General features: G+C 49.7%; 25 protein-coding genes. 9 read left to right on the forward strand and 16 right to left on the reverse strand.

Features of this window, described 5'->3' with window-relative positions; translation table 11 throughout:
• Window positions 1–82 precede the first annotated feature (82 nt).
• Window positions 83–2,425 (forward strand): putative bifunctional diguanylate cyclase/phosphodiesterase, encoded by a 2,343-nt coding sequence (locus EJN92_RS13290; protein ID WP_227869537.1) that lies wholly within the window; start codon window positions 83–85, stop codon window positions 2,423–2,425.
• Here the strand turns inward: EJN92_RS13290 and EJN92_RS13295 are convergent.
• Window positions 2,406–3,293 carry a LysR substrate-binding domain-containing protein gene (locus tag EJN92_RS13295; protein ID WP_126128273.1) on the reverse strand — a complete coding sequence of 296 codons (888 nt, stop codon included), beginning with the start codon at window positions 3,291–3,293 and terminating at the stop codon, window positions 2,406–2,408. The genes EJN92_RS13290 and EJN92_RS13295 overlap by 20 nt on opposite strands.
• A 193-nt stretch (window positions 3,294–3,486) precedes the next feature.
• On the opposite strand from EJN92_RS13295, the gene EJN92_RS13300 reads away from it, so the two are divergent.
• Window positions 3,487–4,038, forward strand: a complete 552-nt coding sequence (locus EJN92_RS13300; protein WP_126128274.1) for a cob(I)yrinic acid a,c-diamide adenosyltransferase — start codon at window positions 3,487–3,489, stop codon at window positions 4,036–4,038.
• Between the two features lie 193 nt (window positions 4,039–4,231).
• Here EJN92_RS13300 and dxs read toward each other — a convergent pair whose 3' ends face one another.
• From dxs to EJN92_RS13315, 3 genes are read right to left on the reverse strand one after another with little or no spacing between them, the layout of a single operon-like run.
• Window positions 4,232–6,121 carry a 1-deoxy-D-xylulose-5-phosphate synthase gene (gene dxs / locus EJN92_RS13305; RefSeq protein WP_126128275.1) on the reverse strand — a complete coding sequence of 630 codons (1,890 nt, stop codon included), beginning with the start codon at window positions 6,119–6,121 and terminating at the stop codon, window positions 4,232–4,234.
• A gap of 3 nt (window positions 6,122–6,124) precedes the next feature.
• Window positions 6,125–7,021: a polyprenyl synthetase family protein gene (locus tag EJN92_RS13310; RefSeq protein ID WP_126128276.1), complete on the reverse strand. Its 897-nt coding sequence runs from the start codon at window positions 7,019–7,021 to the stop codon at window positions 6,125–6,127.
• Entirely contained in the window at window positions 7,018–7,272 is a 255-nt protein-coding gene (locus EJN92_RS13315) for an exodeoxyribonuclease VII small subunit (RefSeq protein ID WP_126128277.1), read from the reverse strand. The genes EJN92_RS13310 and EJN92_RS13315 overlap by 4 nt, the downstream gene beginning before the upstream one ends.
• 496 nt (window positions 7,273–7,768) lie before the next feature.
• Between EJN92_RS13315 and EJN92_RS13320 the strand changes: the two genes are divergently transcribed.
• Window positions 7,769–9,982, forward strand: coding sequence for a DUF1631 family protein (locus tag EJN92_RS13320; RefSeq protein ID WP_126128278.1), 2,214 nt, complete (start codon window positions 7,769–7,771; stop codon window positions 9,980–9,982).
• A 110-nt stretch (window positions 9,983–10,092) separates the two neighbouring features.
• Here EJN92_RS13320 and EJN92_RS13325 read toward each other — a convergent pair whose 3' ends face one another.
• Together EJN92_RS13325 and EJN92_RS13330 are read right to left on the reverse strand one after the other, a co-directional pair.
• Window positions 10,093–11,052, reverse strand: a complete 960-nt coding sequence (locus EJN92_RS13325) for a lipase secretion chaperone (protein ID WP_126128279.1) — start codon at window positions 11,050–11,052, stop codon at window positions 10,093–10,095.
• 59 nt (window positions 11,053–11,111) lie between these two features.
• Entirely contained in the window at window positions 11,112–12,044 is a 933-nt protein-coding gene (locus tag EJN92_RS13330) for a lipase family alpha/beta hydrolase (RefSeq protein WP_126128280.1), read from the reverse strand.
• Between the two features lie 640 nt (window positions 12,045–12,684).
• On the opposite strand from EJN92_RS13330, the gene EJN92_RS13335 reads away from it, so the two are divergent.
• The 3 genes from EJN92_RS13335 to EJN92_RS13345 all read left to right on the forward strand — a co-directional run bounded on the left by EJN92_RS13335 (window position 12,685) and on the right by EJN92_RS13345 (window position 15,779).
• A complete protein-coding gene (locus EJN92_RS13335) occupies window positions 12,685–13,800 on the forward strand; it encodes an aromatic ring-hydroxylating oxygenase subunit alpha (protein WP_126128281.1) in 1,116 nt (371 codons plus the stop codon).
• A gap of 45 nt (window positions 13,801–13,845) precedes the next feature.
• A complete protein-coding gene (locus EJN92_RS13340; RefSeq protein ID WP_126128282.1) occupies window positions 13,846–14,766 on the forward strand; it encodes a DMT family transporter in 921 nt (306 codons plus the stop codon).
• A gap of 161 nt (window positions 14,767–14,927) precedes the next feature.
• Window positions 14,928–15,779: a sulfurtransferase gene (locus EJN92_RS13345; protein ID WP_126128283.1), complete on the forward strand. Its 852-nt coding sequence runs from the start codon at window positions 14,928–14,930 to the stop codon at window positions 15,777–15,779.
• 45 nt (window positions 15,780–15,824) lie between these two features.
• Here the strand turns inward: EJN92_RS13345 and EJN92_RS13350 are convergent, their stop codons facing one another.
• Entirely contained in the window at window positions 15,825–16,526 is a 702-nt protein-coding gene (locus EJN92_RS13350) for a ZIP family metal transporter (protein WP_407701558.1), read from the reverse strand.
• On the opposite strand from EJN92_RS13350, the gene EJN92_RS22010 reads away from it, so the two are divergent.
• On the forward strand, window positions 16,462–16,596 hold the full coding sequence (locus tag EJN92_RS22010) for a hypothetical protein (RefSeq protein ID WP_265415630.1): 135 nt from the start codon (window positions 16,462–16,464) through the stop codon (window positions 16,594–16,596). The two genes, EJN92_RS13350 and EJN92_RS22010, sit on opposite strands and share 65 nt — an antisense overlap.
• A 249-nt stretch (window positions 16,597–16,845) precedes the next feature.
• Here EJN92_RS22010 and EJN92_RS13355 read toward each other — a convergent pair whose 3' ends face one another.
• The 3 genes from EJN92_RS13355 to EJN92_RS13365 all read right to left on the reverse strand — a co-directional run bounded on the left by EJN92_RS13355 (window position 16,846) and on the right by EJN92_RS13365 (window position 19,599).
• Window positions 16,846–17,328 (reverse strand): glutathione peroxidase, encoded by a 483-nt coding sequence (locus EJN92_RS13355; protein WP_126128285.1) that lies wholly within the window; start codon window positions 17,326–17,328, stop codon window positions 16,846–16,848.
• Entirely contained in the window at window positions 17,325–18,461 is a 1,137-nt protein-coding gene (locus EJN92_RS13360; protein WP_126128286.1) for a PilT/PilU family type 4a pilus ATPase, read from the reverse strand. The genes EJN92_RS13355 and EJN92_RS13360 overlap by 4 nt, the downstream gene beginning before the upstream one ends.
• Before the next feature lie 94 nt (window positions 18,462–18,555).
• The gene (locus EJN92_RS13365) at window positions 18,556–19,599 is read right to left on the reverse strand and encodes a type IV pilus twitching motility protein PilT (protein ID WP_126128287.1); all 1,044 of its coding nucleotides are present in this window, start codon (window positions 19,597–19,599) and stop codon (window positions 18,556–18,558) included.
• 47 nt (window positions 19,600–19,646) lie between these two features.
• Here EJN92_RS13365 and EJN92_RS13370 point away from each other — a divergent pair, with 47 nt between their 5' ends.
• Entirely contained in the window at window positions 19,647–20,351 is a 705-nt protein-coding gene (locus EJN92_RS13370; RefSeq protein ID WP_126128288.1) for a YggS family pyridoxal phosphate-dependent enzyme, read from the forward strand.
• Entirely contained in the window at window positions 20,341–21,168 is an 828-nt protein-coding gene (gene proC, locus EJN92_RS13375; protein ID WP_126128289.1) for a pyrroline-5-carboxylate reductase, read from the forward strand. The genes EJN92_RS13370 and proC overlap by 11 nt, the downstream gene beginning before the upstream one ends.
• Window positions 21,169–21,234: 66 nt before the next feature.
• On the opposite strand, the gene EJN92_RS13380 is transcribed toward proC, so the two are convergent.
• From EJN92_RS13380 to EJN92_RS13405, 6 genes are all read right to left on the reverse strand, one after another.
• On the reverse strand, window positions 21,235–21,555 hold the full coding sequence (locus EJN92_RS13380) for a YqjK family protein (RefSeq protein WP_126128290.1): 321 nt from the start codon (window positions 21,553–21,555) through the stop codon (window positions 21,235–21,237).
• 3 nt (window positions 21,556–21,558) lie between these two features.
• Entirely contained in the window at window positions 21,559–21,936 is a 378-nt protein-coding gene (locus EJN92_RS13385; protein ID WP_126128291.1) for a phage holin family protein, read from the reverse strand.
• Between the two features lie 3 nt (window positions 21,937–21,939).
• The gene (locus EJN92_RS13390) at window positions 21,940–22,248 is read right to left on the reverse strand and encodes an ElaB/YgaM/YqjD family protein (protein WP_126128292.1); all 309 of its coding nucleotides are present in this window, start codon (window positions 22,246–22,248) and stop codon (window positions 21,940–21,942) included.
• A gap of 145 nt (window positions 22,249–22,393) precedes the next feature.
• On the reverse strand, window positions 22,394–23,260 hold the full coding sequence (gene ubiA / locus EJN92_RS13395; RefSeq protein ID WP_126128293.1) for a 4-hydroxybenzoate octaprenyltransferase: 867 nt from the start codon (window positions 23,258–23,260) through the stop codon (window positions 22,394–22,396).
• A 116-nt stretch (window positions 23,261–23,376) separates the two neighbouring features.
• The gene (locus EJN92_RS13400) at window positions 23,377–24,321 is read right to left on the reverse strand and encodes a LysR substrate-binding domain-containing protein (RefSeq protein ID WP_126128294.1); all 945 of its coding nucleotides are present in this window, start codon (window positions 24,319–24,321) and stop codon (window positions 23,377–23,379) included.
• Window positions 24,322–24,499: 178 nt separating this feature from the next.
• Window positions 24,500–26,128, reverse strand: coding sequence for an ATP-binding protein (locus EJN92_RS13405; RefSeq protein ID WP_170174903.1), 1,629 nt, complete (start codon window positions 26,126–26,128; stop codon window positions 24,500–24,502).
• Between the last annotated feature and the right edge of the window lie 47 nt (window positions 26,129–26,175).

Below are 26,175 nucleotides of genomic sequence, written 5' to 3' on the forward strand. Positions count from 1 at the left end.
CTTTGGTAAGCGTATAAAGTAAAGTAACTCCGTAGTGAAAATGTGTTTTTCCCTAGCGATGTCTCTCCTGAGAGCCTTAGCCTTGAAAACTTTTTTTCAGTTCATACGCAAGCAGTTTTTTCGCGCCAGACATCCCGTCAATGATATTCAACATTGGCGTGAAGAGGTGTTCTCTGCCATCTTAGTGGCGACCTTATTACTTGGCACCGCCACCGCCATACCCAGTGTTTTTATGGCGATTAGCGATCGCTTGTGGGCTGTGATCGTCATGGACATCGTGGCGATTGCCTGGCTCGCGATTATCCTGTGCTCAACAACTTTGTCTTATGTTGCCAGAGCCTGGAATTTTCTACTCCTGCTATTTCTTCTTGGCATATTTTTCTTAAGGGCAGTCGGTCCGGTCGGGCAAATTTATTTGATGGCCTTCCCAGTCATGGCGGCCTTGTTATTGGGTTTGCGACCCGCGGTCTACTGTTTGATCGTGAATGCCTTTGCCTTGATGTTGGTCGGCTATTTTCTCGATATTAATATTCATCTGGCCGGGCTGGCCGACAAACCCTTGTTGCGCTGGGCGGTGATTACTTTAAATTTTTCACTGATTAGCTCGGTCATTACGATTTCTTGCGGAGTGCTGTTGCAGCGCCTGGAAAAGTCCTTAAAAGACCAGGGCCTGGTGACGGACTCCTTACGTAGCGCGAATGAAGACTTGCGCCTGATCTCGGCAGCGGTAGCGCAATTGAGTGATATGGTGGTGATTTCGTGTGCCAGTGAAGAGGCGGATGGCGAGTCACGGATTGTTTTTGTGAATCAAGCATTTGAGCTGCAGACCGGTTACACCAGTGCCGATGTGGTGGGGCGTAGACCGCGAGCTTTTCATGGAGCGAACACGCAGCCGGAAGAGCTGTTGCGGATACGCCAAGCAATTGCGCTACATCAATGGGTACACGCAGAACTAATCGCCTATACCAAATCCGGTAGCGAGTATTGGTTGGAGGTGGTGGTGCAGCCAGTGGCCGATAATGAAGGGAAATTTACCCATGAGGTAATGGTAGGGCGCGATATTACCGCCAGAAAAAAAGCCGAGTCAGATATCCATTCACTGGCGTATTTTGACGTTTTGACGGGCTTGCCAAATCGCCGTTTGCTGCTCGACAGGATAGGCGTCTTGCTGGCGACGGCGCAACGCAGTGGCATGTTTAGCGCAGTCCTGTTTATTGATCTCGATCACTTCAAATTTATCAATGATGCGCGCGGTCATGCCACCGGTGATGCGGTGCTCAGCGCGGTGGCGAAACGTTTGAGTAATTTACTGCGCGAAGAAGATACTGTAGCGCGTATCGGTGGCGATGAGTTCGTAGTTTTGATAGCGAACCTGGCAAAAGAGAGCCATACCGCTGCCGCAATCGCACTAAGCATTTCTGAAAAAATTCGTGCTGAGATTGCTAAAGCTTTCGGGATAGATGGGCAAACTTATACCTGTGCTTGCAGCATAGGCGTGACTTTAATGCCTAAGCCGGGACAAACCAAAGAAGATCTCTTGCGTGAATCCGATACCGCCATGTACCGCGCAAAAATGGCCGGGCGCAATCAGATCGCCTTTTTTGAAGAAAGCATGCAGACCGAAGTCGAGAACCGGCTCACCATGGTGCGTGACTTGGCAGGCGCCATCGCCAGCGAGCAGATGCAGATGTTTATACAAGCACAGGTGGATAGCTTGGGTGTGCCTAGCGGCGCCGAGCTTTTGATGCGCTGGACCCATCCTCTACGTGGCGCAGTGTCACCGGCAGAGTTCATACCATTGGCTGAAGAATCGGGGATTATTGTGCAGTTAGGTGATTGGGTCTTGCAGCAAGCCTGCCTGGTGTCGCTCAAGTTGCGGGCGCAGGGCTGGGATTTTCCTCTGTCGATTAATGTCAGCCCCAAGCAATTTCGCCAGAGCGATTTTGTGGATAAAGTGCGCACTACGCTGAGCGATAGCGGGGCCGACCCCAGGGCATTGATTTTTGAAGTCACTGAAGGTTTGTTGATCGACAATCTGCAAGAAACCATCATACGCATGCGCCAATTGTGTCAGATGGGGATACGTTTTTCTATCGATGATTTTGGGACTGGTTATTCCAGCCTGTTCTATCTGAAACGTCTGCCCTTGTATGAACTAAAAATCGATAAGAGCTTTATTCGCGACACACCCACAGACAGCAGCGACACCGCCATCGTGCAGGCGATTTTGGCGATGGCGAAACATCTGGGTTTGCGCGTGGTGGCAGAAGGCGTGGAGACCCGCGAGCAGGCTGATTTCCTGGTCGCGAGTGCTTGCGATAGCTTACAAGGCTATTTATATTCTCGCCCGATCGCGGTGGACGCATGGTTGCAGCAGCATGCAAAACCAGAACATGTGAAACAGACTAGTCTTGCTGATAGCTAGTCTGCATCCAATCTATGAATAATTGGACTTCCGGACGCATGATCGCTTGTGCTTCATGCACCAGATAATAGGCATGCGGTGGTGCGTCTAGTTGGGTATCGAACAGGCGTACCACCTCACCGCTGGCGATCAGATCCTGCGCGAAATGTTGACGCGTTAAGCCCACACCATGACCATGTTTGACCGCTTCCAGTAGCAAACCCAGATCATCGATGCGTAAGCCGCTAGTCGGTTCCGGCCAATCTAAACCCGCCACCTCAAACCAGGGTTGCCAAGGCTCTAGTGCCGACCGCAACAGCGTGGCGTGGCGCAGATCGTTCGGGGTTTTAATCGGAGCGATAGTCTTCAGGTAGGCTGGGCTGGCGACCAAAAAGGCCGGTTCGACGAACAGCTTTTTGGTGACCAAATTGGGGTATTCACCGGCACCGAAGCGCACCTCGACGTCGCTCTCAGACAGACTCAAATCATAGAGCGGCACGAACAGAAAAATCTCGATTTCGATTTGCGGATACTGGCGGGTAAATTCAGCCAGTTTAGGCATAAACATATAGCGCGCAAAGGTCGGTGGTACGGTGACTTTGACGCGTAACTGATTCTGCGTGATTTTGTTGGGCAAGGGGAATTCGGCTAAAGTGCGCAAGGCGACTCTGACCACATCGAGATAACGGCGACCAAACTCGGTGAGGGTAACACTACGACCTTCGCGCACGAAAACGCGTTCACATAAATGTTCTTCCAGCAAGCGGATGCGATGTGAGAGTGCCGACGGGGTAATGCAGAGTTCTTCGGCGGCTACCGCAAAAGAGCTATGCCTGGCGGCGGCTTCAAAGGCGGATAGTGCGTGTACCGGGGGGAGTCGTGTTGCCATTATTATTCCAGATTAAATAAATTTTTATGCGCTTGCTGGACGCTGCATTCATGCTATTTCGCTGCATGCTGCTAAGTCTTATGTTGCGCTTAGCTGCTGCAAAACTCGGCGCTTTCGGTCTATGCTCTATTATGATGCGTAAGCAGCCGATTTCACGTATGCTTTCCGACTTCCTGTTTAAAAATTGGCGATTATGGGCAATAGACTCTCAAAAATAGCAACACGCACCGGTGATGCTGGTACCACAGGCTTGGGTGATGGCAGCCGTGTCGATAAAGATGCGCTGCGGGTACACGCCATGGGCGATGTCGATGAACTTAATTCGCAGATCGGCGTGTTGATCTGTGAGGATATTCCGGCGCAGATGCGGCATGAGCTGGTCTCGATACAGCATGATCTGTTCGATATGGGCGGTGAATTATGCATCCCCGGCTACACCATGATTACTGAGGCGCAGGTGACGCGCTTAGATAGTTTGCTGGCGTTTTACAATGCCGACCTGCCGCCTTTACGCGACTTCATTTTGCCGGGCGGCTCACGTGCCGCCGCCATCGCCAATGTCTGCCGTACCGTGTGCCGGCGCGCCGAGCGTGTGATCGTCAGCGTCGGCAAGAGCGAGCCTATCAATGATGCGCCACGTCAGTACATGAATCGTCTGTCGGATCTGTTGTTTGTGTTGTCGCGGGTGCTTAATCGCTATGCCGGCGGCAGCGATGTGATCTGGGAAAAAGAGCGCCAGCGCTGATCTGCGCTTGGGGCGCAGTTTTCATATACTCCCCATTATTTGAATGAAAATAGGCTGTTTGCGCAGGTATTATGTGCGCTGTTAAAATATACAGGTGGGAGTATATTGATATTTCCAGTAAAAAAGCCAGCGAGATTGAATCTCGCTGGCTTTTCTATTTGAGTGCTGGGAAGCTAAGCAAAAGCTCAGCGGCTTAACTATTGGCTGCCAGTTTGGGTGTGCAACTGAGTTCGGCGGTAAAGCGCTCGCGGATAGAGGCTTCGATACCCGCGGCATCGAGACCGCATAGACTGAGCAAGAGCGCAGGATCGCCATGATCAATAAATTTATCCGGCAAACCGAGTATCAGCAGCGGCTTACAGATCCCCGCTGCGGCCAGTGCCTCGGCCACCGCAGAACCAGCGCCACCCATGCTGCAGCCTTCTTCTACTGTCACCAGCACATCGTGGCTGTCAGCCAGTGACTTGAGCAGATCGACATCGAGCGGTTTAATGAAGCGCATATTGGCGAGGCTGGCGTCGAGTTTGTCGGCGGCTTTAAGTGCAGGATGCACCATGGAGCCAAACGCCAGAATCGCGATACGGCTGCCTTGCCGTTTCAGTTCGCCTTTGCCGATAGGCAGGCTAGTCAGTTCCGGCTCTACCACGGCACCGATGCCGGCCCCGCGCGGATAGCGTATGGCAGCCGGTCCCGGGTAGTGGTAGCCGGTAGTGAGCATCTGACGACATTCGTTTTCGTCTGAGGCCGCCATCACGATCATATTCGGGATGCAGCGCAAAAAGGCGATATCGTAATTGCCAGCATGCGTGGCACCATCGGCACCGACTAGTCCGGCACGGTCAAGCGCGAAGGTGACGTCCAGATTTTGCAGAGCCACGTCATGAATTAATTGATCGTAGGCGCGTTGCAAGAAGGTCGAATAAATCGCCACCACAGGTTTGAGACCCTCGCAGGCAATCCCGGCCGCGAAGGTGACCGAGTGTTGCTCTGCGATGCCGACATCGTAATAGCGCTTGGGGAATTTTTGTTCAAATTCGACCATGCCCGAGCCTTCGCGCATGGCCGGCGTGATGCCTACCAGTTTGCTGTCTTGCGCTGCCATGTCGCACAACCATTTGCCGAATACCTGGGTGTAGGTTTGCTTGGCCGGTGTACTGGCCGGTTTGATGCCTTCGGCGGGATTGAACTTGCCGGGGCCGTGATACAAAATAGGATCGGCTTCCGCCAGTTTGTAGCCCTGACCTTTTTTGGTTACCACGTGCAAAAATTGCGGACCCTTGAGGTTTTTAATGTTTTGCAGGGTAGGGATCAGCGAATCGAGATCATGGCCGTCGATAGGGCCGATATAGTTGAAGCCAAATTCTTCAAACATGGTGGCCGGGACTATCATGCCCTTGGCATGTTCTTCAAAGCGCTTCGCCAGTTCCAGTACCGGCGAAGGCAAGACCGACTTGCCGACATTGCGCGCGGCGGCGTAAAACTTGCCCGACATCAGGCGTGCCAGATGGCGATTTAAGGCCCCTACCGGCGGCGAGATCGACATGTCGTTGTCGTTAAGTACCACCAGCATATTGATGTCGTCATAGACACCTGCATTGTTCATGGCTTCAAACACCATGCCGGCGGTCATGGAACCATCGCCGATGATCGCCACCGAATGACGGCTCTCACCCTTGGTTTTGGCGGCCAGCGCCATTCCTAAGGCAGCCGAAATCGAGGTCGAGGAGTGACCTACGCCGAAGGTATCGTAAGGACTTTCTGCGCGGCGCGGAAAGCCGGAAACGCCTTCGTATTGACGCAAGCTGTGCATCTGATCGCGCCGGCCAGTCAGAATTTTATGCGGGTAAGTTTGATGGCCGACATCCCACACTAGACGGTCTTCCGGCGTATTAAAGACATAGTGCAGGGCGATCGTCAGCTCTACCGTACCCAGATTTGAAGATAGGTGGCCGCCGGTCTTGGAGACCGAGTCGATCACGAAATCTCGTAGCTCGTCGGCCAGCGGTGGCAATTGCGCGCGCGTCAGTTTGCGCAGATCGGCCGGAGTATTGATATTTTGGAGTAAATTAGTCTGGAGTGTCATAGCTTAAGCTTTCCGCTGCACGATCAGATCTGCCAGCTCGCGCAGTAGCTGAGCTTTTTCGCCAAATGGCAATAAGGCCTGATGCGCATCACGGCAGAGTTTGTCCGCTAGCGCACGGGAGGCGTCTAATCCCAGGAGTGAAACATAGGTAGGTTTATTATCGGCCGCATCTTTGCCTGCGGTTTTTCCCAAGGTTGCCGAATCTGCGGTGGCATCTAAAACGTCATCGACTACCTGAAACGCCAGACCGATGGCCGCGGAATACACGTCTAGTGCGCTTACTTCGCTTGTGGACAGGGTTTTGCCGCTCATCGCACCCATCAAGACCGAGGCGCGTAACAGTGCTCCAGTTTTTAGTCTGTGCATATGCTCTAGTTCTTCCACGTTCAGCGCCAAACCGACACTGGCAAGGTCGATCGCCTGGCCACCGCACATGCCGCGCGAGCCGGCCGCTGTTGCCAGTAATTGCAGCATCGGTAATTTAACCTCGGCACTGGCATCACCTTCCGCCAAGACCAGGAAGGCCTGTGCTTGCAAGGCATCGCCGACCAAGAGCGCGGTGGGCTCATCGTACTTGATGTGTACTGTCGGCTTGCCACGGCGCAGTGCATCGTCATCCATGCAGGGCATGTCGTCATGCACTAGCGAGTAAGCATGGATCATTTCTAAAGCCGCTGCAGCACGCGTGAGTAAGTGCAGCGGCGCATCGAATAGGCGACCGGCGGCATATACCAAGAGCGGGCGCACCCGTTTTCCGCCATCTAAGGCGGCATAGCGCATCGCTTCATGTAAGCGGGTCGGCAATGTGGTGCTGGCAGGAAGCAAATCTGCCAGAGCGATTTCAAATTCGACTTGCGTCGTTTTCATCCACGTCTGGAATTCCGCCAGTTGCGTGCTCATGCTTGAACCTCTTGGCTGTCGTCACTGGCGTAGGGTTTGAGTAAGCCGGCGTCCAGTACCTTGACTTGCTGCTCCACTTTATTGAGTTGATCCGCACAATACTTAATGAGTTCAGAACCCCTTTGATAGGCGCTGACCGAGGCCTCCAGCGCTAAATCGCCAGCTTCCATTTGCGCGACCAACTCGGATAGCTCGGCCATGGCATTTTCAAATGATGCCGGTGCGCTAGTGATGGGTAATTTTTTTGACATAATCGCTTGCAGGTGAAAAAGGAGTTCAACCCTGCATTTTAGAGCAAAGCTATTCCTGCGTGTGGAGTAATCAATCAGATCCTTAGATTGACATCATCAAGCAGAAATTTAGAGGGGAATTCTTGGGAATTCATGTTCGTGTAGCAATTTTCGCTTAGGATAGCGAATTTACTCTTGTTATGTGGCGCTTATAGGGAGAGTGTTTTTCTCTTGATATTTTTTGTATTGTGCTAAAAATATGTTTCCACTAGGCTTTACAAGTGGTTACACTTCTTGGCTTTTTGCATCAGGGCAATACAGCGATAATACTTAAAATAGTGCTGTAAAGAAGTGAAAATTGTGATACAAGCGTTTCCATGTGGAAATTATTCGTATATAGTAAAGTCAAATTCGAGAAACCCGTTTTGCGTAGTATAGTAAAGCTGTAAGCTAATTGATTTTAAAGGCAATTTTGTAAATTAATCATCGTTGCAAGTAAGCGTGAAGAAGTGTCATTATGTTACCGACCTCAACTAAAAAACCGAGTGGTATCTCAGCTGAAATTCATCCGCGAGTGTTAAAGACACCGGCGGAAATTTGGCACGTCTTGATGCAACAGGCAACGCATATGACAGTCGCGCAAATCGATGCGTTTTTAGCTAGATTGGCGAACGCCTTACTGGCAGCCTCAGAGCAATCGAATGATTCTAAAGAAGCTAGCCTGAGTTTTCACGCAGGCCAGTTACTTAAACAAAATGGCTACTCTTTTTATTACCTTGCTTCGGCGGCAATAGAAGCGAATTTTCGTAAAGAGATAGAGGCCTTACAAACCAAGACAGAATCTTTGCTTAACCAGCCAGATGTTGCCTTGACTTTGATCAGCTACGAAGAAATGGATACCAAGCTGGCCTTAGCGCGGGTAAGTCGAACCCTAGAGTTAGGCTGTGCTGAGGAGCTCACTGCGCTGAATATGCGACTGGCAAAATTAATGGACTGTGATAGCGTCGGAATTGCGCAAAATCCATTTCGTCCAGATATTTTCCTAAAGACCATGCAAGCCGTCTGGTGTGAATTCATCCCCGACTCCGCTGCTCATCATTTAATTTTCTCCTTGCTACGTACCGACATCCTGTTTGAGTTGGCACCCATCTATCGCGCGCTCAATGAAACTTTGGTAAGTCAGGGTATTTTGCCTGATTTGCAGGAATCGTATCGCGTCAAGAAAACCACCAGCAGTGTAAAGGCCAAAGTCGATAGCGAAACTGAAACTGAAGCTGAAGCAGAAACTGAGACTCTAAATAGTCATGTCGCGCAAAAGCTGAGGAAATATTTTTCGGCCAACCAAGCCCTACATTCCGGCTCCGAGCAGAATCATTTCGGCGCCCCACAATTTGGCGCAGAGGTGCAGGTATCCCGTGCTGTGGATACCAAACTATTCCAATATCTAGCTGATCTGCAAAAAAATATGGCCATTTCTCAAATGGCCACTGGTACGCAAGAATTTATGCGTTTATCGCAGATACGCGAGCAGATGCCAGAGTTGGCAAATAATGGCGTCGAAAAGCATACGCTAGATTTACTCTCAAAAATATTTGACACTGTATTTCGCAACCAAGATATTCCTACTCAGATTAAAGAACTGATTTCTCTATTGCAGGTGCCGGTATTGAAGGCCGCCTTGATGGATAAAGAATTTTTCTTTCATGATGCGCATCCGGCACGGCGCCTGATCGACCTGCTGTCCAAGCACAGTGTTTCTATCGATCAGGATAAAGGCCAGAGCGACCCTTTATACCTGGCGATGAAGGAGAACGTCAGTCGCGTGCAAAGAGAGTTTGATCAGCAAGTTGATACCTTTGATAGTGTCGTTGCTGATCTGGAAAAATACGTCGCAAAAGAAGAAGCAGAAAACGAACAGGCTTTGCAGCTGCCGATTACACAGGCGCTGAAAAAAGAAAAATTCAAACAGGCTAATTACGCTGCAAAAAATGAAGTCGCTCTGCGTGTACGCACCGGAGAAGTGCTGGCTTTTGTGGAAACTTTTCTCGAAAATCGCTGGATCAAAGTATTGACGCTTGCCTACAGCGTTAAGGACGATAAACCGCAAGCGGTGGCAGACGCAATTAAGACCATGGATGATCTGATTTGGAGCGTGAAGCCAAAAATTAATTTGGAAGAACGTCAAGAAATGGTGAGTCGCTTGCCGACTATCTTGGTGCGACTAAATAAATGGTTGAGTCTGATTAAATGGGAAGAGTCTGATCAACTACAGTTCTTTTCAGAGTTGGCGGAGTGCCACGCTTCTATCGTTCGTGCTCCCTTAGATTTGACCCCAGAACGTCAGTTGGAAATCGCGGTAGAAGTCGCCCAGCAGGCGGCCGAGCGTCGTTTGGAAAAACGTGCGCAAGAGGAGGCTGGGCAGCCAGCTGAAATCGCGGCCGATGATTTTACTGGCATCGTCGCCAGTCTTGAACGCGGAGTTTGGCTGCAATTTACCCGCAAGGATGACAGCACACATAATGTCAGACTGGCTTGGGTTAGCCCTATGCGCAGTTTGTACATCTTTACTTCGAGTCAAAAAGAGAAATCGTTCTCGGTCTCGACCGAAGAATTGGAACAAAGTTTCCGAGAGCGACGCGCGCAAATTCTGGTATTAGATAAAGTGGTTGATCGTGCCTTGGTGGAAGCACTGGACGAGCTGCCAGTGCAAGAAGAAGTGGCGTCAGAATAAATTTTTAAACCTGTTCTAGAAGTAAGCAATTGTCAGATTTCTTGTCAACGAATCGCTATTCTTAGCGATCATCTCGAATTTTTCACCCCTCCTAAAAATAGCGGTATTGCCTATTCATAGGCTGCCAAACGTTTCTGTTCGATATAGTTAAAGCTTTTGTCGCGTAGGATTTGTAATTCGTTTAAAGACGAAGCGCTAGGATTTGTTTTGCCAATGTCCAGTAATTGTTTGCGCTCTTGTAAATACGCGGCAATGCGGTTTTTCCATTGATCTTCCTCCACATCAAGCGCGGCCAGTCTGGCAGCGGCCTCGGGCGATGTATTCGCCGCTCGCATACGATAAATTTCGTCGTCACTGGCACCTTGTTGACGGAGTTGCGCTACATTTTCCGCTAGGCGTAAGATTTTATATGGAGCCTCTTTTTCTTCCCGCAAGGCGTTCGGCATGGCTGCATCTAAAGCCTGATATTTGACGGTTTTTTGTGCTTCATTCAGTGTGCTGTCTTCGCTGATTTCGAAGCGAGCGATGGCATCGGTATCGTAAGCGTCATCGGCGCCAAACATGGCGGTATTTTCGCTTTGATTGAAATAACGGGAACGTAAATTTTGCATGCCTTGTAGTCTTAGCTTCATGGCCTTGGTGCTACGACCTGCCAGATTTGGGGTATTTTCCAGTACAACTAAATCTTGCTTGTAGCTTAAATAACGTGCCAGCACTTCTTTGGCTTGCATGGCCGCCTGAGTGCCTAAAGATTTGTCGAGTTCTTTTTCGATTTCTAAGCGTATTTCTAACAGATTTTTCTCTCCGATAGCGGCGAGATAGTAGTCAAACATACGCCTCAGCTCTACATCGATTGTTAGCGTATCGCCAGTTTGGTTTGCCGCGCCATCAGCGTGCGTCCCCTGCATCGATTTGACGAAAGAAAACATATCCTTATTCGGTAGGGATTTTTTCTCGGCCTTGGCATCTGTATCGGTGTCGCTTGGTGCCGATGTTAAATACAAAAAAGATGCGACGCCAAGCACTAGGATTGACGTCAGCAAAGTAAAACCAATTTTTTTGCTTTTCATGAATGAATTGTTCCGGTGTAGTTTCTTTTAACTTTTCTTTGAAACCTTCTACCTAATATTTATAGTCCTAGATTCTTCAAGCGATTCGCTTGCTGGCGAAATAGTGTTAGCGGATTGGTTTCAAAAATATTCACCAGACCTATCGTTTGATTGACTTCATCTAAATGGTTCATTGCGTAATCATCGCGAATTACCTTACCCAAATGCGAAGAACAGCTTGATACCAGACCGTCATTTTTTTCAAAGCCAAAGGCTAAGGAGGTCAGTGCCAAAGCCGGATCTAGAATATCGAATGCATTGGTATATGGCTTGGCTCCACTCCATGAGAAATACGCTACGCCATTGACTTGATAGGCACCTTCACCACAGCTACTAGTAGGCACGCCTTCAGGATGGGCCGCATTGAATTTCAAGGAGCCAGCAGTGCTCAAAGAGTTAACCGCGGCTTGAGAATTTTGAGTTAAGCCTTTGCCGCCGGATAAAAAGTTGATAACCGTCGCCAGCCCATTGGTAATTGAGACGATGACGGCGTTGCTGAGTGAGCCTACTGGTGCTATACCCATTAAGAAATCAGCGACTTTAGAGCCGCGATTGACACCACCGATGGAGGTGACTGATGCCACCAGATCTGGCCTGACCGATGCCACATAACGCGCGGTCGGGCCCCCATGACTATGCCCGATTAAATTAATTTTTCCGCTGCCAGTGACGGCGATGATTTGTTTGACTTGTTGGAGTAATTGCTCGCCACGCACTTCTGTGCTGTTGGCGGCGGCCACCTGAGTGGTGTAGACCTTGGCGCCGTCAGCTCTTAGGGCAGAGGAGACACCATAAAAATATTCTACAGGTCCAATATTGTCGAATCCAAACAGGCCATGCACCAGAACGATGGGGTATTTTGTGGCAGTGTAAGTACCAGCCCATGCCGTGGCCGGTAAGATTGCGGTGCTAAGAGCTAGTGCAGCGACTTTTTTAAAAAATTGCTTATTCATTTTTTGTCTCGTTCGTATAGTTATTTATTATTTGAAATGAAACAGGGCTTTTATCCTCACCCTTTGCAAACTCTCCCTTAACTCGTTTTTAATAAAATAAAAGATAGCTCGTGCTTATTTTTTGAGCAAGGTGTGGGCTTGTGTAAAAAGAATTATTTTTTCGTTTATGCTCTGGAAAATAATTGCCCTGAAAAATCTCTATATTCATTTGTTACTGCTAGATGGGTCATAAATAAATCAAGATTTTTGAAATTAGACTAAATTCACTAAAAATCAGGGGTATGCCTCGATGTGTGGTTTTAATCTCTATCAATGTAAGCATTTGTTACGACTTGAGCTATTCAGGAAAATCAGGTGGTGGAAATTTCTAGCTTTTGGACTGGCTATTAAAATTTGCACACTGCGTTAGAAAACCGAATTTGGAGCAGCAGGATTTTCTCGGTAAAACCTAGGAAAATGGCTAAGGCTTGATCTGGGCGTGAACGTAAATTTTCGATTCGGGTATAATGCTGGGTTCTGTCCAAAATTTCCTCTTCAAGTTTTTTTGAATTTTCTTACGAGCGTTCCTGGTTCATAAGAAAACTGGTATTTATGGATTCTTTCTCCTTTAGGTTGGTGTAAATTAATTTGGGGGGTGGGGATGTCCGATCTGGCTTCTTTTTCCAAACTCGCGCGTTCTGACGCGCAACTTCCGGTTCACGTGTATTTTGATCAAGCGTTATTGCAGCGCGAAATCACGCAACTTTTCCAATCTGGCCCGCGTTATGTCGGCCATGAATTGATGGTGCCCAATGTCGGCGACTTTGCTACGCTGGTTTCCGAGAATGAGGGCCGCATGCTGGTGCGCAGTGCGCAAGGCATAGAGCTCATGTCGAACGTCTGCCGTCATCGCCAGGCCTTGATGTTTGGCGGCCCTGGCACCACTGGCCGCGGCAATGCACAAAACATTGTTTGCCCGCTGCATCGCTGGACCTATGACTTAAAAGGTGAATTGATAGGTGCGCCGCACTTCACTGATACGCCTTGTCTGAACCTCTCTAAGACCCCACTGCAAAACTGGAATGGGCTGTTGTTCGAGCAGAATGGTTACAACGTCATGGATAAAATGGCGCAACTCAGCGTCACTCAAGATATTGATTTTAGTGGGTATCTGCTAGATCACGTCGAGGTGCATGAATGTGATTACAACTGGAAGACTTTTATTGAAGTCTATCTGGAAGATTATCATGTTGAGCCTTTTCATCCTGGCTTGGGTAGCTTCGTCACCTGTGATGATTTGCGCTGGGAGTTTGGCGAAGATTACAGCGTGCAAACGGTGGGCGTGAACAATGGTTTGCTCAAGTCGGGCTCGGAAAAATATCGCGCCTGGCAAGAGCAGGTCTTAAAATATCGCAATGGCGAAGCGCCGAAATATGGCGCGATTTGGTTGACCTTGTACCCCAATATTATGGTCGAATGGTATCCGCACGTGCTGGTGGTTTCTACCTTGTGGCCGACTGAGACCGGTAAAACAAAAAATGTTGTTGAGTTTTATTATCCGGAAGAAATCGTCTTGTTTGAGCGCGAGTTTATCGAGGCCGAACGCGCCGCGTATATGGAAACTTGCATAGAAGACGATGAAATAGGAATACGTATGGATAGCGGGCGTAAGGCCTTGTTTGATCGTGGAGTCAGTGAAGTCGGTCCGTACCAGTCGCCGATGGAAGATGGCATGCAGCATTTCCACGAATGGTATCGAAGAAAAATAGAATTTTAAGATCGTAAGGGGAGCGTTGCGCTCCTTTTTTTTTGGGCGAGGAATATGCAATCTTTGTGGATGTTACTGGCGAGTTTATTGTTTTCTATCATGGGGGTGTGCGTTAAGCTGGCCTCTTCCTATTACAGTACCGCCGAAATTGTGGCGTATCGTGGCGTGATAGGCATGTTGTTGATGCTCGCTTTGCTGTACTGGCAGGGGCAAACTTTGCGTACTCGCATGTTCGGACATCACCTATGGCGTGGCGCAATAGGTGTCGCCGCGCTCTGGTTGTGGTTTTACGCGATAGCTCGCTTGCCATTGGCGATGGCGGTCACGCTCAATTACATGTCACCAATATGGCTGGCGGCTATTTTGTGCGGTGGCGCTTATCTAAAAAAGCAGCAGCAACTAGAGTCGGGTTTATTATTGGCGATCGCCTGTGGTTTTGTCGGTGTGATTTTGCTGTTACGTCCGGTTATGCATGCCGACCAAATCATGGGCGGCATCATTGCCCTGATTTCAGGCATGTTGGCTGCCGTCGCTTATTTGCAGGTGCGTCAGATGGGCTTGATGGGCGAGCCTGAGGCGCGCGTGGTTTTCTATTTTTCTGCTAGTTGTGCGGTCGCTGGTCTGGTCGGAACCATGTTGAGTGGTTTAATCGGCGCAGCGCCACATTCACAGACATGGCAGCCGCATCAAACGCACAGCGTGCTGTTGCTATTGGTGATAGGACTAACTGCAGCCAGTGCCCAAGTCGCCATGACGCGCGCCTATCGTTTAGGGAATACCCTGGTGACTGCGAATTTACAATATGTCGGGATTATTTTTTCGAGTATTTGGGATGTGTTGATTTGGAACGACGCCTTGGATCTCATGAGCTGGTTAGGCATCGTGGTGATACTCGCCAGTGGCGTGCTCGCCACTTATTATAATCATCGCGGCATAAGGCCTAAAGTCGCGGCTGATTCTATACTTTCTGAATAAGACGCTAGCCGCGCCTAGCTACAAGACCCGGTGCGTTGCTGTCTTCCACTGAGTTAAGTTTGCGCGGCGAAAAATTTGTCTTGATGTACCGCATAGTGTATTTTGTGGCAAAGCTTAGCTGCACTTTTTTTGACCAACTGAATTTCAAAATGGGAGCCTGAATGTATACGACCTTAATATCTGCGACGCAATTAGCCGGCATCATCGAGCAGCCGAGCAGCGTCATTCTTGATTGCCGGCACGATTTAATGGACGCCAGTCTTGGGCTGAGCGCTTATGCTGCCGGACATTTACCGCGCGCCCAATTTGCCCATATGGATCAGCACTTATCTGGCAGTAAATTGGCGGCCGACGGTAGTTTTAAAGGCCGCCATCCGCTGCCGGATAAAGAGCAATTCGTTCAATGTCTGCGCGCTTGGGGCATTAATGAGGATACTCAGGTGATCGCCTATGACGCGCACGGTGGCATGTATGCGGCCAGACTGTGGTGGATGTTGCGCTGGGTTGGACATGCCGCGGTGGCGGTCTTAGATGGCGGCTTAGCGGCGTGGAGCAAGCAGGGCTTAGCGCTGACTCAAAACTCACCGCAGAGCGCGCCTGGCGCCATCCAAGCGCTGCCTAGCCTGGTTAGCCAGGTCAGTGTTGAGCAAGTGCTCGCGAATCTAGATACTGCGGCAAAACTGGTGGTCGATGCACGCTCACCGGATCGTTATCGTGGTGAAAACGAAAGCATGGACCCGGTCGGTGGACATATTCCCGGCGCCAAGAATCGTTTTTTTAAAGATAATTTGCAAGCCGATGGGTGTTTTAAATCTGCCCAGCAATTGCAGCAAGAATGGAGCGCGCTGCTGACTGATAGCAGTAAGGCCATCATGCAGTGCGGCTCGGGTGTTACTGCTTGCCATAATCTACTGGCTTTGGAAGTGGCGGGCCTGTCCGGTGCTAGTTTATATCCAGGTTCATGGAGTGAATGGTGCGCGCACGCAGAGCGACCAGTTGCGCTAGGGAGCTAAGTCTGCCGGGGGCGCTGCGTGAGCGAGCAGCCCCTATCTCTACAATTAGTGGTGTCCAGTTACGAACAGCACTAAAATGACGCCACAGGCGATCAGGCCAATTTGCGGCACGGTTTCGCGTAAAGTGGCGCGTCTTTGCATTTGCGGCATTAAATCGCTGACGGCGATATAAATGAAGCCGGATGAGGCAAATACCAGGACGTAGGGAATCAGATTGCTGGCATCCTCCAGCATGTAAAAGCCGAGCACGCCACCAACCACCGCCATCAGGCTGCAAATGAGATTGTAGATATACGCCCGGGTGCGTGAAAATCCGGCATTCAGCAAGACAATGAAGTCGCCGATTTCTTGCGGGATTTCGTGGGCGATGATGGCTAAGCCGGTCACTAAGCCTAGTTTTGGGTCAGCCAGAAAGGCAGCGGCTATCAGTATCCCGTCGGTGAAATTGTGCATGCCATCACCGACCAAAATCATCCAGCCAGCCTTGCCAGCCTCATGCGCATCATGACCGTGTTCATGATGATGTCCATCGCCTTCATGATGGTGAGAGTGACGTAAAATCGCAAATTTTTCTAGTAAAAAGAAGGCCAGCAAGCCGCCCAATAAACAGGCAAACAACGAGCGCGGATCGGTGCCAGACTCAAATGCCTCTGGTAAGGCATGTAGTAAAGACGTCGATAACATGATCCCCACCGATAGGCTGACCATGCGCTCTACCATTTTGGAGAGCAGCGAAAAGGAAAAAATGGCGGCTGCGGAAATGCTCAACACGCCAGCAATGGCGGTGGCAAGGAGGATGGAGATGAGCGTGGGATGAATTTTAAACCTCGAATTTTCGTGCATTTGCAACTGGGTTGCAAATTAGAACATAGACTGGGCTTTTGTGCAAACCGCAGTCATGTTTGTGCATCGCTCAAACAGGAGGGCATCAGTGCAATTGCTAGGCGATTGCGCTAAAAAATAAACTAAGCATAGGCTGAAGACGCATATCCCATGCGGGCTGCGGGGCAGTATGGCCGGACAGGCGCATGGAATATGCGCCATGGCGGGGTGCTCCGAATTTATTTCATAGCGACAGCAAGCTCTGTATGTCGGAAATCAATTCTGCCGGTGTGGTCTGCGGTGCATAGCGTTTGTAGACGCTGCCATCTTGGCGTATCAGGAACTTAGTAAAATTCCATTTGATCGCTTCGCTGCCCAATAGACCGGGCGCCTGGTGTTTGAGGTATTGGTAAAGCGGGTGAGCATTTTTGCCATTGACATCAATTTTGGCAAACAGTGGAAAAGTCACTCCGTAATTCTTTTCACAAAAACTGGCGATTTCATCCGCAGCCCCCGGTTCCTGGTGACCAAATTGATTGCAAGGGAAGGCCAGCACTTCTACCCCCTGATCGCGAAACTGTTGATAGATCGCCTCCAGGCCCTTGTATTGCGGTGTGAAGCCGCAATTACTGGCAGTATTGACGATTAAAACCAGTTTGCCGGCATACTGCTGCAGGTCTACCGTCTGCCCTTGCAAATTATCAGCGCTAAACGCTAAGGCGCTCATAGTATGCCCAGATGGCTGGTGCCCGCTGATAAATCGCGGCCTTTGGCTTCTTTGCCGCGTAATTTGATAGACAGTCGTAGTTCATTGACGGAGTCGGCATTACGTAGCGCATCTTCATAGGTAATCATGTCGGCTTCATGCAAATCAAACAACGCCTGATCGAAGGTCTGCATGCCCAATTCACCGGATTTTTTCATGATTTCTTTGATCTCGTGGACGTCGCCTTTAAAAATCAGATCAGAAATCAAAGGAGAGTTGAGCAAGATCTCGATCGCAGCGACCCGGCCTTTTTTCGCTTTCAGCGGCAATAGGCGCTGCGACACGATGGCTTTTAGATTCAGGGATAAATCCATCAGCAATTGCTGACGCCGGTCTTCAGGGAAAAAGTTGATGATACGATCGAGTGCTTGATTGGCGCTATTTGCATGCAGAGTCGCCAGGCACAGATGTCCGGTTTCGGCAAAGGCAATCGCAAAATCCATGGTCTCGCGTTCACGAATTTCGCCTATCTGTATCACGTCTGGCGCCTGGCGCAAGGTGTTCTTCAGCGCAACGCCCCAGTCGGCGGTATCGATCCCGACTTCACGCTGGGTGATGATGCAATTATTATGCGGATGCACGTATTCAATTGGATCTTCAATCGTGATGATGTGACCGTAGCTGTTGGCATTGCGGTAGCCTATCATCGCCGCCAGCGAGGTGGATTTTCCTGAACCAGTGGCGCCGACCATGATCACCAAGCCACGCTTGGTCATGGCGACTTCCTTTAATTGCTCGGGCAGGCCCAGATCTTCAAATTTAGGGATGGCGGTGGTGATGGTACGCATCACCATCCCGACTTTACCCTGCTGCATAAAGGCGGAAACACGGAAGCGCCCCATGCCAGCTGGATTGATCGCAAAATTACATTCTTTGGTCGATTCAAATTCTGCCGACTGTTTATCATTCATGATGGCGCGCGCCAGATCGACCGTGTGCGAAGCCGATAGCGCTTGATTTGAAACTGGCGTGACCTTGCCATCGATTTTGAAAGCGGGTGGAAAATCGGAGGTGATAAATAAGTCTGAGCCATTCTTGCTGAGCATGAGGCGCAGCAGATCGTTCATGAATTTGGTGGCCTGATCGCGTTCCATTTTTCTTCCTTATTGTTGCTAGGTAGCTGCGGTATTTGTATAAGACGGATGCGTGCCGCGATGGTTTGCGCGGCACGCACCGTAAAAGTTTGGCTTAGCCCGGGAAATTCTCTGGGATCTTGGCGGCAGCGCGCGCGGCACTGGCGGAGATCACATTGCGTCTCACCAAGTCAGTTAAATTTTGATCCAGAGTTTGCATGCCCACATTGCTACCGGTCTGGATGGCAGAATACATCTGGGCGATTTTTGCTTCGCGTATCAGATTGCGTATCGCTGGTGTGCCAACCATGATCTCATGCACGGCAACGCGACCCGAGCCATCTTTGGTTTTGAGCAGTGACTGCGAGATTACCGCTTGCAGAGATTCAGAAAGCATGGAGCGCACCATTTCTTTTTCTTCTGCCGGAAAGACGTCGACTATCCTGTCTATGGTTTTGGCGGCCGACGAGGTATGCAGTGTGCCGAACACCATGTGGCCGGTTTCTGCTGCGGTTAGGGCCAGACGTATGGTTTCCAGATCGCGTAACTCACCGACCAAAATCACATCCGGATCTTCGCGCAAGGCCGAGCGCAAGGCGTTGTTAAACGAATGCGTGTGTGGCCCGACTTCGCGCTGATTAATCAGGCATTTTTTTGATTCATGGACGAATTCAATCGGATCTTCCACCGTCAAAATATGCCCGTACTCATGTTCATTGATGTGGTTGACCATGCCAGCGAGGGTGGTTGATTTACCCGAACCGGTAGGCCCGGTTACCAAAACCAAGCCACGCGCTTTGAGCGCGAAATCAGCAAAAATTTTTGGTGCATTTAATTGTTCTAGCGTCAGAATTTTTGATGGAATGGTCCGCATTACTGCTGCTGCACCACGTTCCTGATTAAATGCATTGACACGGAAACGCGCCAAACCAGGAATTGAAAAAGAAAAATCGCATTCCAGATTCTCTTCATAGTGCTTGCGCTGGGAATCGTTCATGATGTCATAAATCAGACCATGTACATCTTTATGTTCCAATGCGGGCAAATTGATGCGCCGGACATCGCCATGTACACGTATCATGGGGGGAAGACCTGAAGATAGGTGCAGATCGGAGGCGTTATTTTTGACCGAAAATGCCAGTAATTCTGAAATGTCCATTTATAATTCCGATGAAAATATTTGAGTAGGCGCTGAGTATCCCGATTATGTCCTTAATTTCTGACAACTTGCAAGTTGTGCGTGCTGATTTGAGCGCTTGCGCCGATAAATTTGGCCGAGATCCAAAAGAAATCAGCTTATTAGCGGTCTCCAAGACCTTTCCAGCCGGCGCGGTATTAGAGGCGGCGAGAAACGGACAAGTATGCTTTGGAGAAAATTATTTACAGGAAGCAATCGAGAAAATGCAGGAGCTACAGCGCCTGGCGCCTGAGTTACAACTTGAATGGCATTTCATAGGCCCGATACAAAGTAATAAGACGCGCCAGATTGCAGAGAATTTTAGTTGGGTGCACGCTGTTGATAGAGAGAAAATCGCGCAACGCTTATCCGATCAACGGCCATCCGAATTGCCAGCAATTAATATTTGCCTACAAGTAAATATCAGTGCGGAGCAAAGTAAAAGCGGAGTAGAGCCAGCGCAAGTTTTGCCTTTAGCGCGTGCTGTAGCAGCGATGCCGGGACTGCGTCTGCGCGGTTTGATGGCGGTACCGGAGGCGAGTGATGATGAGGCGACGCAAAGAGCTGCGTTTGCCCAGTTACGTAAGCTGCAAGAAAATTTATTAGAGCAGGGAGTGCCGGTCGACACCCTCTCGATGGGGATGAGTGGCGACATGCATGCAGCCATTGCGGAAGGCAGTACCATGCTGCGTATAGGTAGCGCGATTTTTGGGAAAAGAACATATGCAGAATAAATTAAAAATTGGCTTTATTGGTGGCGGCAATATGGCGAATGCCTTGATCGGTGGCTTGCTGGAGGAATTGACGGTTCCAGAATATATCCATGTGGTTGATCTGAATCAAGATTCACTGGCTAAAATGAAGCGGCAATTTGGGGTGATGACTGCCTTGCAAATGGACGCCTCCTTAGAGGCCATGGATGTGCTGATACTGGCGGTCAAACCCCAAAATTTACGGGAAGTAGTGACGCAGTTGCAGCCTTACCTGAAGGGGCAATTATTGCTTTCGATTGCGGCTGGCATACGCGCGGTCGACATCTCACGCTGGTTGCAAGGCTATGACAAAATTGTCCGCAGTATGCCAAATACGCCGGCACTGATAGGTCGCGGAATTACCGGATTGTTTGCCTTGGAAGGTGTGGATGGCGCGCAAAAACAAGCAGCCGAAGACATCATGAAAGCGGTAGGCGAAACTCTCTGGCTGGCTGATGAGAGTTTGATTGATGCCGTGACTGCGGTCTCAGGCAGCGGTCCGGCTTACGTGTTTTATTTTATGGAAGCGATGCAGCAGGCTGCAGTCGAACTGGGTTTAAGTGCGGCACAAGGCACGCAATTGGCACTTGCCACGTTTGGAGGCGCTGCGCAACTGGCTGCGCACTCGAGTGAGCCGATCGCGACGCTGCGTGAAAAGGTCACCTCCAAAGGCGGGACCACGTACGCGGCCTTGTCTAGCATGGATCAGAGTCAGATAAAATCCGGCATCGTGCTGGCGATCAAAGCGGCTGCGGCACGCGGTAAAGAGCTAGGGGATGAGTTTGGCGCGCAGGCCTAGCACCTAGTTCAGTGCCTAAACTCAGTGCCCAAACTCAGTGACTAGGCCTGGTGATGGCGGAGATCTTTATTGAGATTGTTTAGCGGCGGCGTCGTTTTGCATTTGCTTCAATGCCGGCGCAACATTTTGCCATGTTTGCCAAACCGTCAGCCCGGTTTTTAGCATGACCAACATCCTGGCGGGTTTGATCGCAAAGGTCGCGACAATTAAACCCAAGCCTATCAGCGGACGGTGTTTGATTTTTTTGACGATCTGCAGACCTAGATCTGCCAGTAATAAGGTTTGCCTGATCTGCGCGACCTGCTGCCCCAATAACATGCGTTCTGCCTGACTTTTTGCTAGCAGGGTCTGGCGTCTAAGAGTGAGCTTTTCCGATAGAGTTGACATGGTTTAGTGTGCTTGCCCGGCGTCGCCGCGTAAGTTCGCGACATCCTTGCTTAACTCGTTTAAAGAGTACGCCAGTAATCTAGGTTTGTTTTTGAGGGCCTTGCTTAATCGCCACGCCAGTATCAGTGCGCTCGCCGTAAATACCGCGATCAGCGTCAATAAGACCTCGATTCTATGGGTATCCCAAAAGAGCGCGACTACCAATAACACGCCAAGTAAGACGGCAATGCCGCCACAAAATAAGGCGACTAGCGACCACAGCAGATAGGAAGAAAAGCGCGACATTTCTTCTTCCACCTCCACCGCGATCAAACCTAGTCGGGTGTGTAGGATGCCAACTAAAGTGCCCGCCAAGCGTCCGACAGAATCGACGATCGCCATGAATTATTTCCGGCTGATGAGTAAGCCGACCAGTAAGCCTACACCTGCGGCAATACCAGCCGATTGCCAAGGATTTTCCTTTACATACACATCGGTAGCACGTGCCGCATCTTTACTGCGGGTGACCACCATGTCTTCGATACGGGCCACTTCTGATTTGGCGTTTCTGAGGGTAGATTCAAACTTTGATTTAGCCGATTTAAAACCATCACCAGCGGCTTGTTCTGAATGCTTGAGCAAGTCTTCCGCATCGCGTATGACCTGGTTTAAATCATGCAAAAGTTTTTCTTTGTGATTTTCTGCTGAGCTCATGATGCGTCCTTTCGGTTTGCGGTGGAAGAAATGCTTGCGTTAAATTTATAACTTAAGTGTAAGCATAGTTCATTAACAATGTTTGCGACAGCTCAATAAATCTACATTTTGCTAAAAATCAAAAAATGAGAGGCATTTTTGCGTATTATTTCAGAGCGTAATCGAGCGCAATTCCTGTAAAAATGGCTGCACCCAACCAGTTGTTATGCCTAAATGCCGCGAAGCAAGACATCCGATCGCGTTCTTTGATTAAGCGATAGTGATAGATCGCGCAGGCACACGCGCTCAGCATGCCAATTAGAAACCAGCTGCGCAAACCAAATTGCCAGCCAGCATATAAGATCAGCGCAAAACTCATAACGTAACTGAGCATGATAGCAACTACGTCGTAGCGGCCAAAGGTAATCGCTGAAGTGCGGATGCCGATTTTTATATCATCGTCTTTATCGACCATGGCGTATTCGGTGTCGTAGGCGATAGCCCAAAAAATATTCGCCACTAGCAAGATCCAGGCGATCAAAGGGATGCTGTTTTGTATCGCAGCAAATGCCATAGGGATGCCAAAGCCAAATGCGATGCCAAGATAGGCCTGAGGTATCGCAAAAAAGCGTTTGAAATACGGGTAACTGGCGGCGATGGCGACGGCTGCGATCGAGAGTTGCTTGGTCAAACTATTGAGCGGAAGTATCAAGGCAAACGCAAATAAGGCTAGCAGGCCAGCTAATACCAGCGCTTCCCAGCTCTTGATCTTGCCGCTGGTAAGTGGCCGCTCGGCGGTGCGTTTGACGTGCTTATCAAAATCGCGATCGGCATAATCGTTGATGGCGCATCCAGCCGAGCGCATCAATACTGTGCCCAAAGAAAATATCGCGACGATATGCCATGCTGGCTTGCCGTCGGATGCGAACCAGATGGCCGCTAAAGTCGGCCAAAGCAGCAATAAAATGCCTATGGGTTTATCGAGGCGGAGTAATTTGAAATACAGCGCGAGTCGCGTAAAGATCAAGGACATGGAGAGGTAAGGGGGCTGGTGCCCGCGAGTAAAATTGTGGTGAATTATAAACGCTAGCGAGCTGCCGGATGGGACAGCTGCATGATAAAGCGCGGCAGACTGAGCCGCTGCTGTGCTTATTGCGCGCAGGCAGGGATGTCCAGCATGGTGACGCCAGACAAGTCGCAACTTAGTACTGCCTGGCGGATCGCTTCTATCGCTGCTTGACGGGTAAAGCTCTTGCGCCAGGCGATCACGATGCGACGGTCTGGTACTGGGGCGCTAAACGGCAAATAACGTAGCATGCCATCCTTGGCATCATGTTTGCTGATCGAGGCCATAGGCAGCACGGTAATACCTATGCCTGAGGCGACCATATGCCGTATGGTTTCCAGCGAGGAGCCTTCGAAGGTACGGGTGATGCCATCGCCATTCGTAGAAAAACGCGACATCTCCGGACAAACTTCCAGCACCTGGTCGCGGAAGCAATGTCCATTGCCCAGTAGCAGCATGGTTTCGGTTTTGAGTTCTTTTGTAGAAATTTCGCTGCGCTCAGCCCAGGCATGGTCTTTGGGAAGTGCCACGATAAACGGTTCATCGTACAGCGCTTGCACCATCATGCCATGGTCTGGTAAGGGCAGGGCCATGATGGCGGCATCGAGTTCACCCTGACGCAGTAACTCCATCAATTTGACAGTAAAATTTTCTTGCAAGATCAGCGGCATTTGCGGCACTTGCGTGATCATATTTTTGACCAGCGCTGGCAGTAGATAAGGTGCAATGGTGTAGATCACGCCCAGCCGGAAAGGACCAGCTAAGGGATCTTTATTTTGCTTGGCAATTTCTTTGATGGCGGCAGTTTGCTCCAAAACGCGTTCAGCTTGCGCGACGATTTGCGCGCCCAAAGGGGTGCTGGAAACTTCAGTGCCGCCGCGTTCAAAGATGGTGACGCCGAGTTCATCTTCGAGTTTTTTGATGGCGACCGAGAGTGTAGGTTGCGCGACAAAACAGGCTTCTGCCGCGTGCCCAAAGTGCTTGTGGCGGGCGACTGCCACGATGTATTTTAATTCTGTGAGTGTCATGTTGTACAGTGTGGCACAGTCAATTCAATGCGTCAGCAAACAGTTATTGGTGTTTTCCATAAATTGCATGAAATCATGGGAGTATATTTTTAATCGCTTATGCTTATTGCGCGATATGTATTAAAAATAAGCATACTGATGGGGAGTATTTATTTTTCATGCTTGCGAATAAAGAAACTTATACTGGCTTGGGAGCGGGCTTATTTGGTTCTGGCGGCGATTCCTTAGCACTAGCCTGGAAGTCGAATTCGCTCACCTCAGACTGAAAGACTGGTGCTAGGTTTTTTAAATGCAGTATCCAGGTGCTGCCTATGCCAGGTTGGGTACTCAAGCTGATGCTGCCGCCGAAGTATTTGTTGACGATGGTTTGGACGATATGCATGCCCAGACCGCTGCCGCCTTGTCCGATTTTGGTGCTGAAAAATGGATCAAAGACATGTGCAGCGATTTCCGCGCTCATGCCTTTGCCATTGTCGCTAATGCGTAGTTCTACATATTTCTCATCGATCTGTTGCGCGCTAATCTGTATGCTGCCCTGCTCCTGCCCTTCCAAACCATGGATCAAGGCATTATTAATCAGGTTGATGCAGATCTGACCTAAGGGGCCAGGGTAGGCATCCATGACTATATTTTCCGGTATCGCGATCTGTAAGCTGTGGGTACTGGTTTTGAGCGTAGCGCCTAAGCTAAGCACGACTTCAGCAACCACTTCAGCCAGACAAAAACTACGGCGTCGTTCTGAGGTTTGATCGACCGAGAACTCTTTGAAATTGCCTATCAATTGCGCTGCCCGGCTCAGATTATTGGTAATCAGCCTGAGCCCCTCAGCGCTGTGATCTAAGTGGCGCGTCAGAGCGCTCTTGCTGATTCCTTGTTCCAGCGCTTGCTTAAAATCTCTGACATCGTCTTGCAGCGTGGTAGCGCTTAATACGGCTACCCCTATCGGTGTATTGAGTTCGTGTGCGACACCTGCCACCAAGGAGCCTAGCGACACCAGTTTCTCGTTTTTGACCAACTCGTCTTTTGCGCCTTCCAAATGTGCCGAGGTTTTTTTGAGGTTTTGATTACTTTCCTGTAAAGCCTGGGTGCGTGCCTTTACCCTTAGTTCTAACTCTTGATTGAGTTGCGCATTGGTTTTTTCGGAGCGCGCCAGCAGGCGACTGGTGTACAGCGCGGCTAGCAGGCCGAGCAACGTGGCGGTTCCAGCCAAAAACAAAATCGTGGTTTCAATTTTTTTTGAGCTTGCTTCTAATTGCAGCGTCGCACGCTCCGCATTGTTTTTGGATTGCTCAAAAATTTCCTGTATGCCTTCCCGGTTATCCCGTATATATTTTTTGTAGGGCAGGAGTCTGTCATCGGCATCGCGCGCGGATAGAATTTCCCCTTTTTCAATTTCCTGATAAATCGTGTTCATCTCGGCTTGATATAGCCTGGTTTCGTCCTTCATGTTGACCAGAAAGTCGTGCGATGCTTGGGAGATAGGCAGCTTAGATAATTTGTCTATGTCTTCTATCAGTATCTCTACATACAGGTTGTAGCCTTTCATCTCCTGGCTGACATGATCGTTACGTTGTGGGTCAAATTGGCGTCCGATCGAGATGAAGCTGCTTTTTTCTTTTTGACGGACGCGCGAAATTGAAAAACGCAGGTCTTTGGCTGCCATGCCTATCGCCACGTCCTCATGGATTACGCGCTGATTGGCGCTGTGTAAGCTGGCAACGCTATACACTCCGAAGCCGGCAATCGTGATCAATAGGCCTAAAAACAGACAGTAGCTGGCGATTACTTTAAGGAAAATCTTACTCATAGTGCTATTGCTGTAGGTAAGGCTGTAGGTAACGATATGACGACTAA

The sequence above is a fragment of the Undibacterium parvum genome (assembly GCF_003955735.1).
Taxonomy (GTDB): Bacteria; Pseudomonadota; Gammaproteobacteria; order Burkholderiales; family Burkholderiaceae_D; genus Undibacterium; species Undibacterium parvum.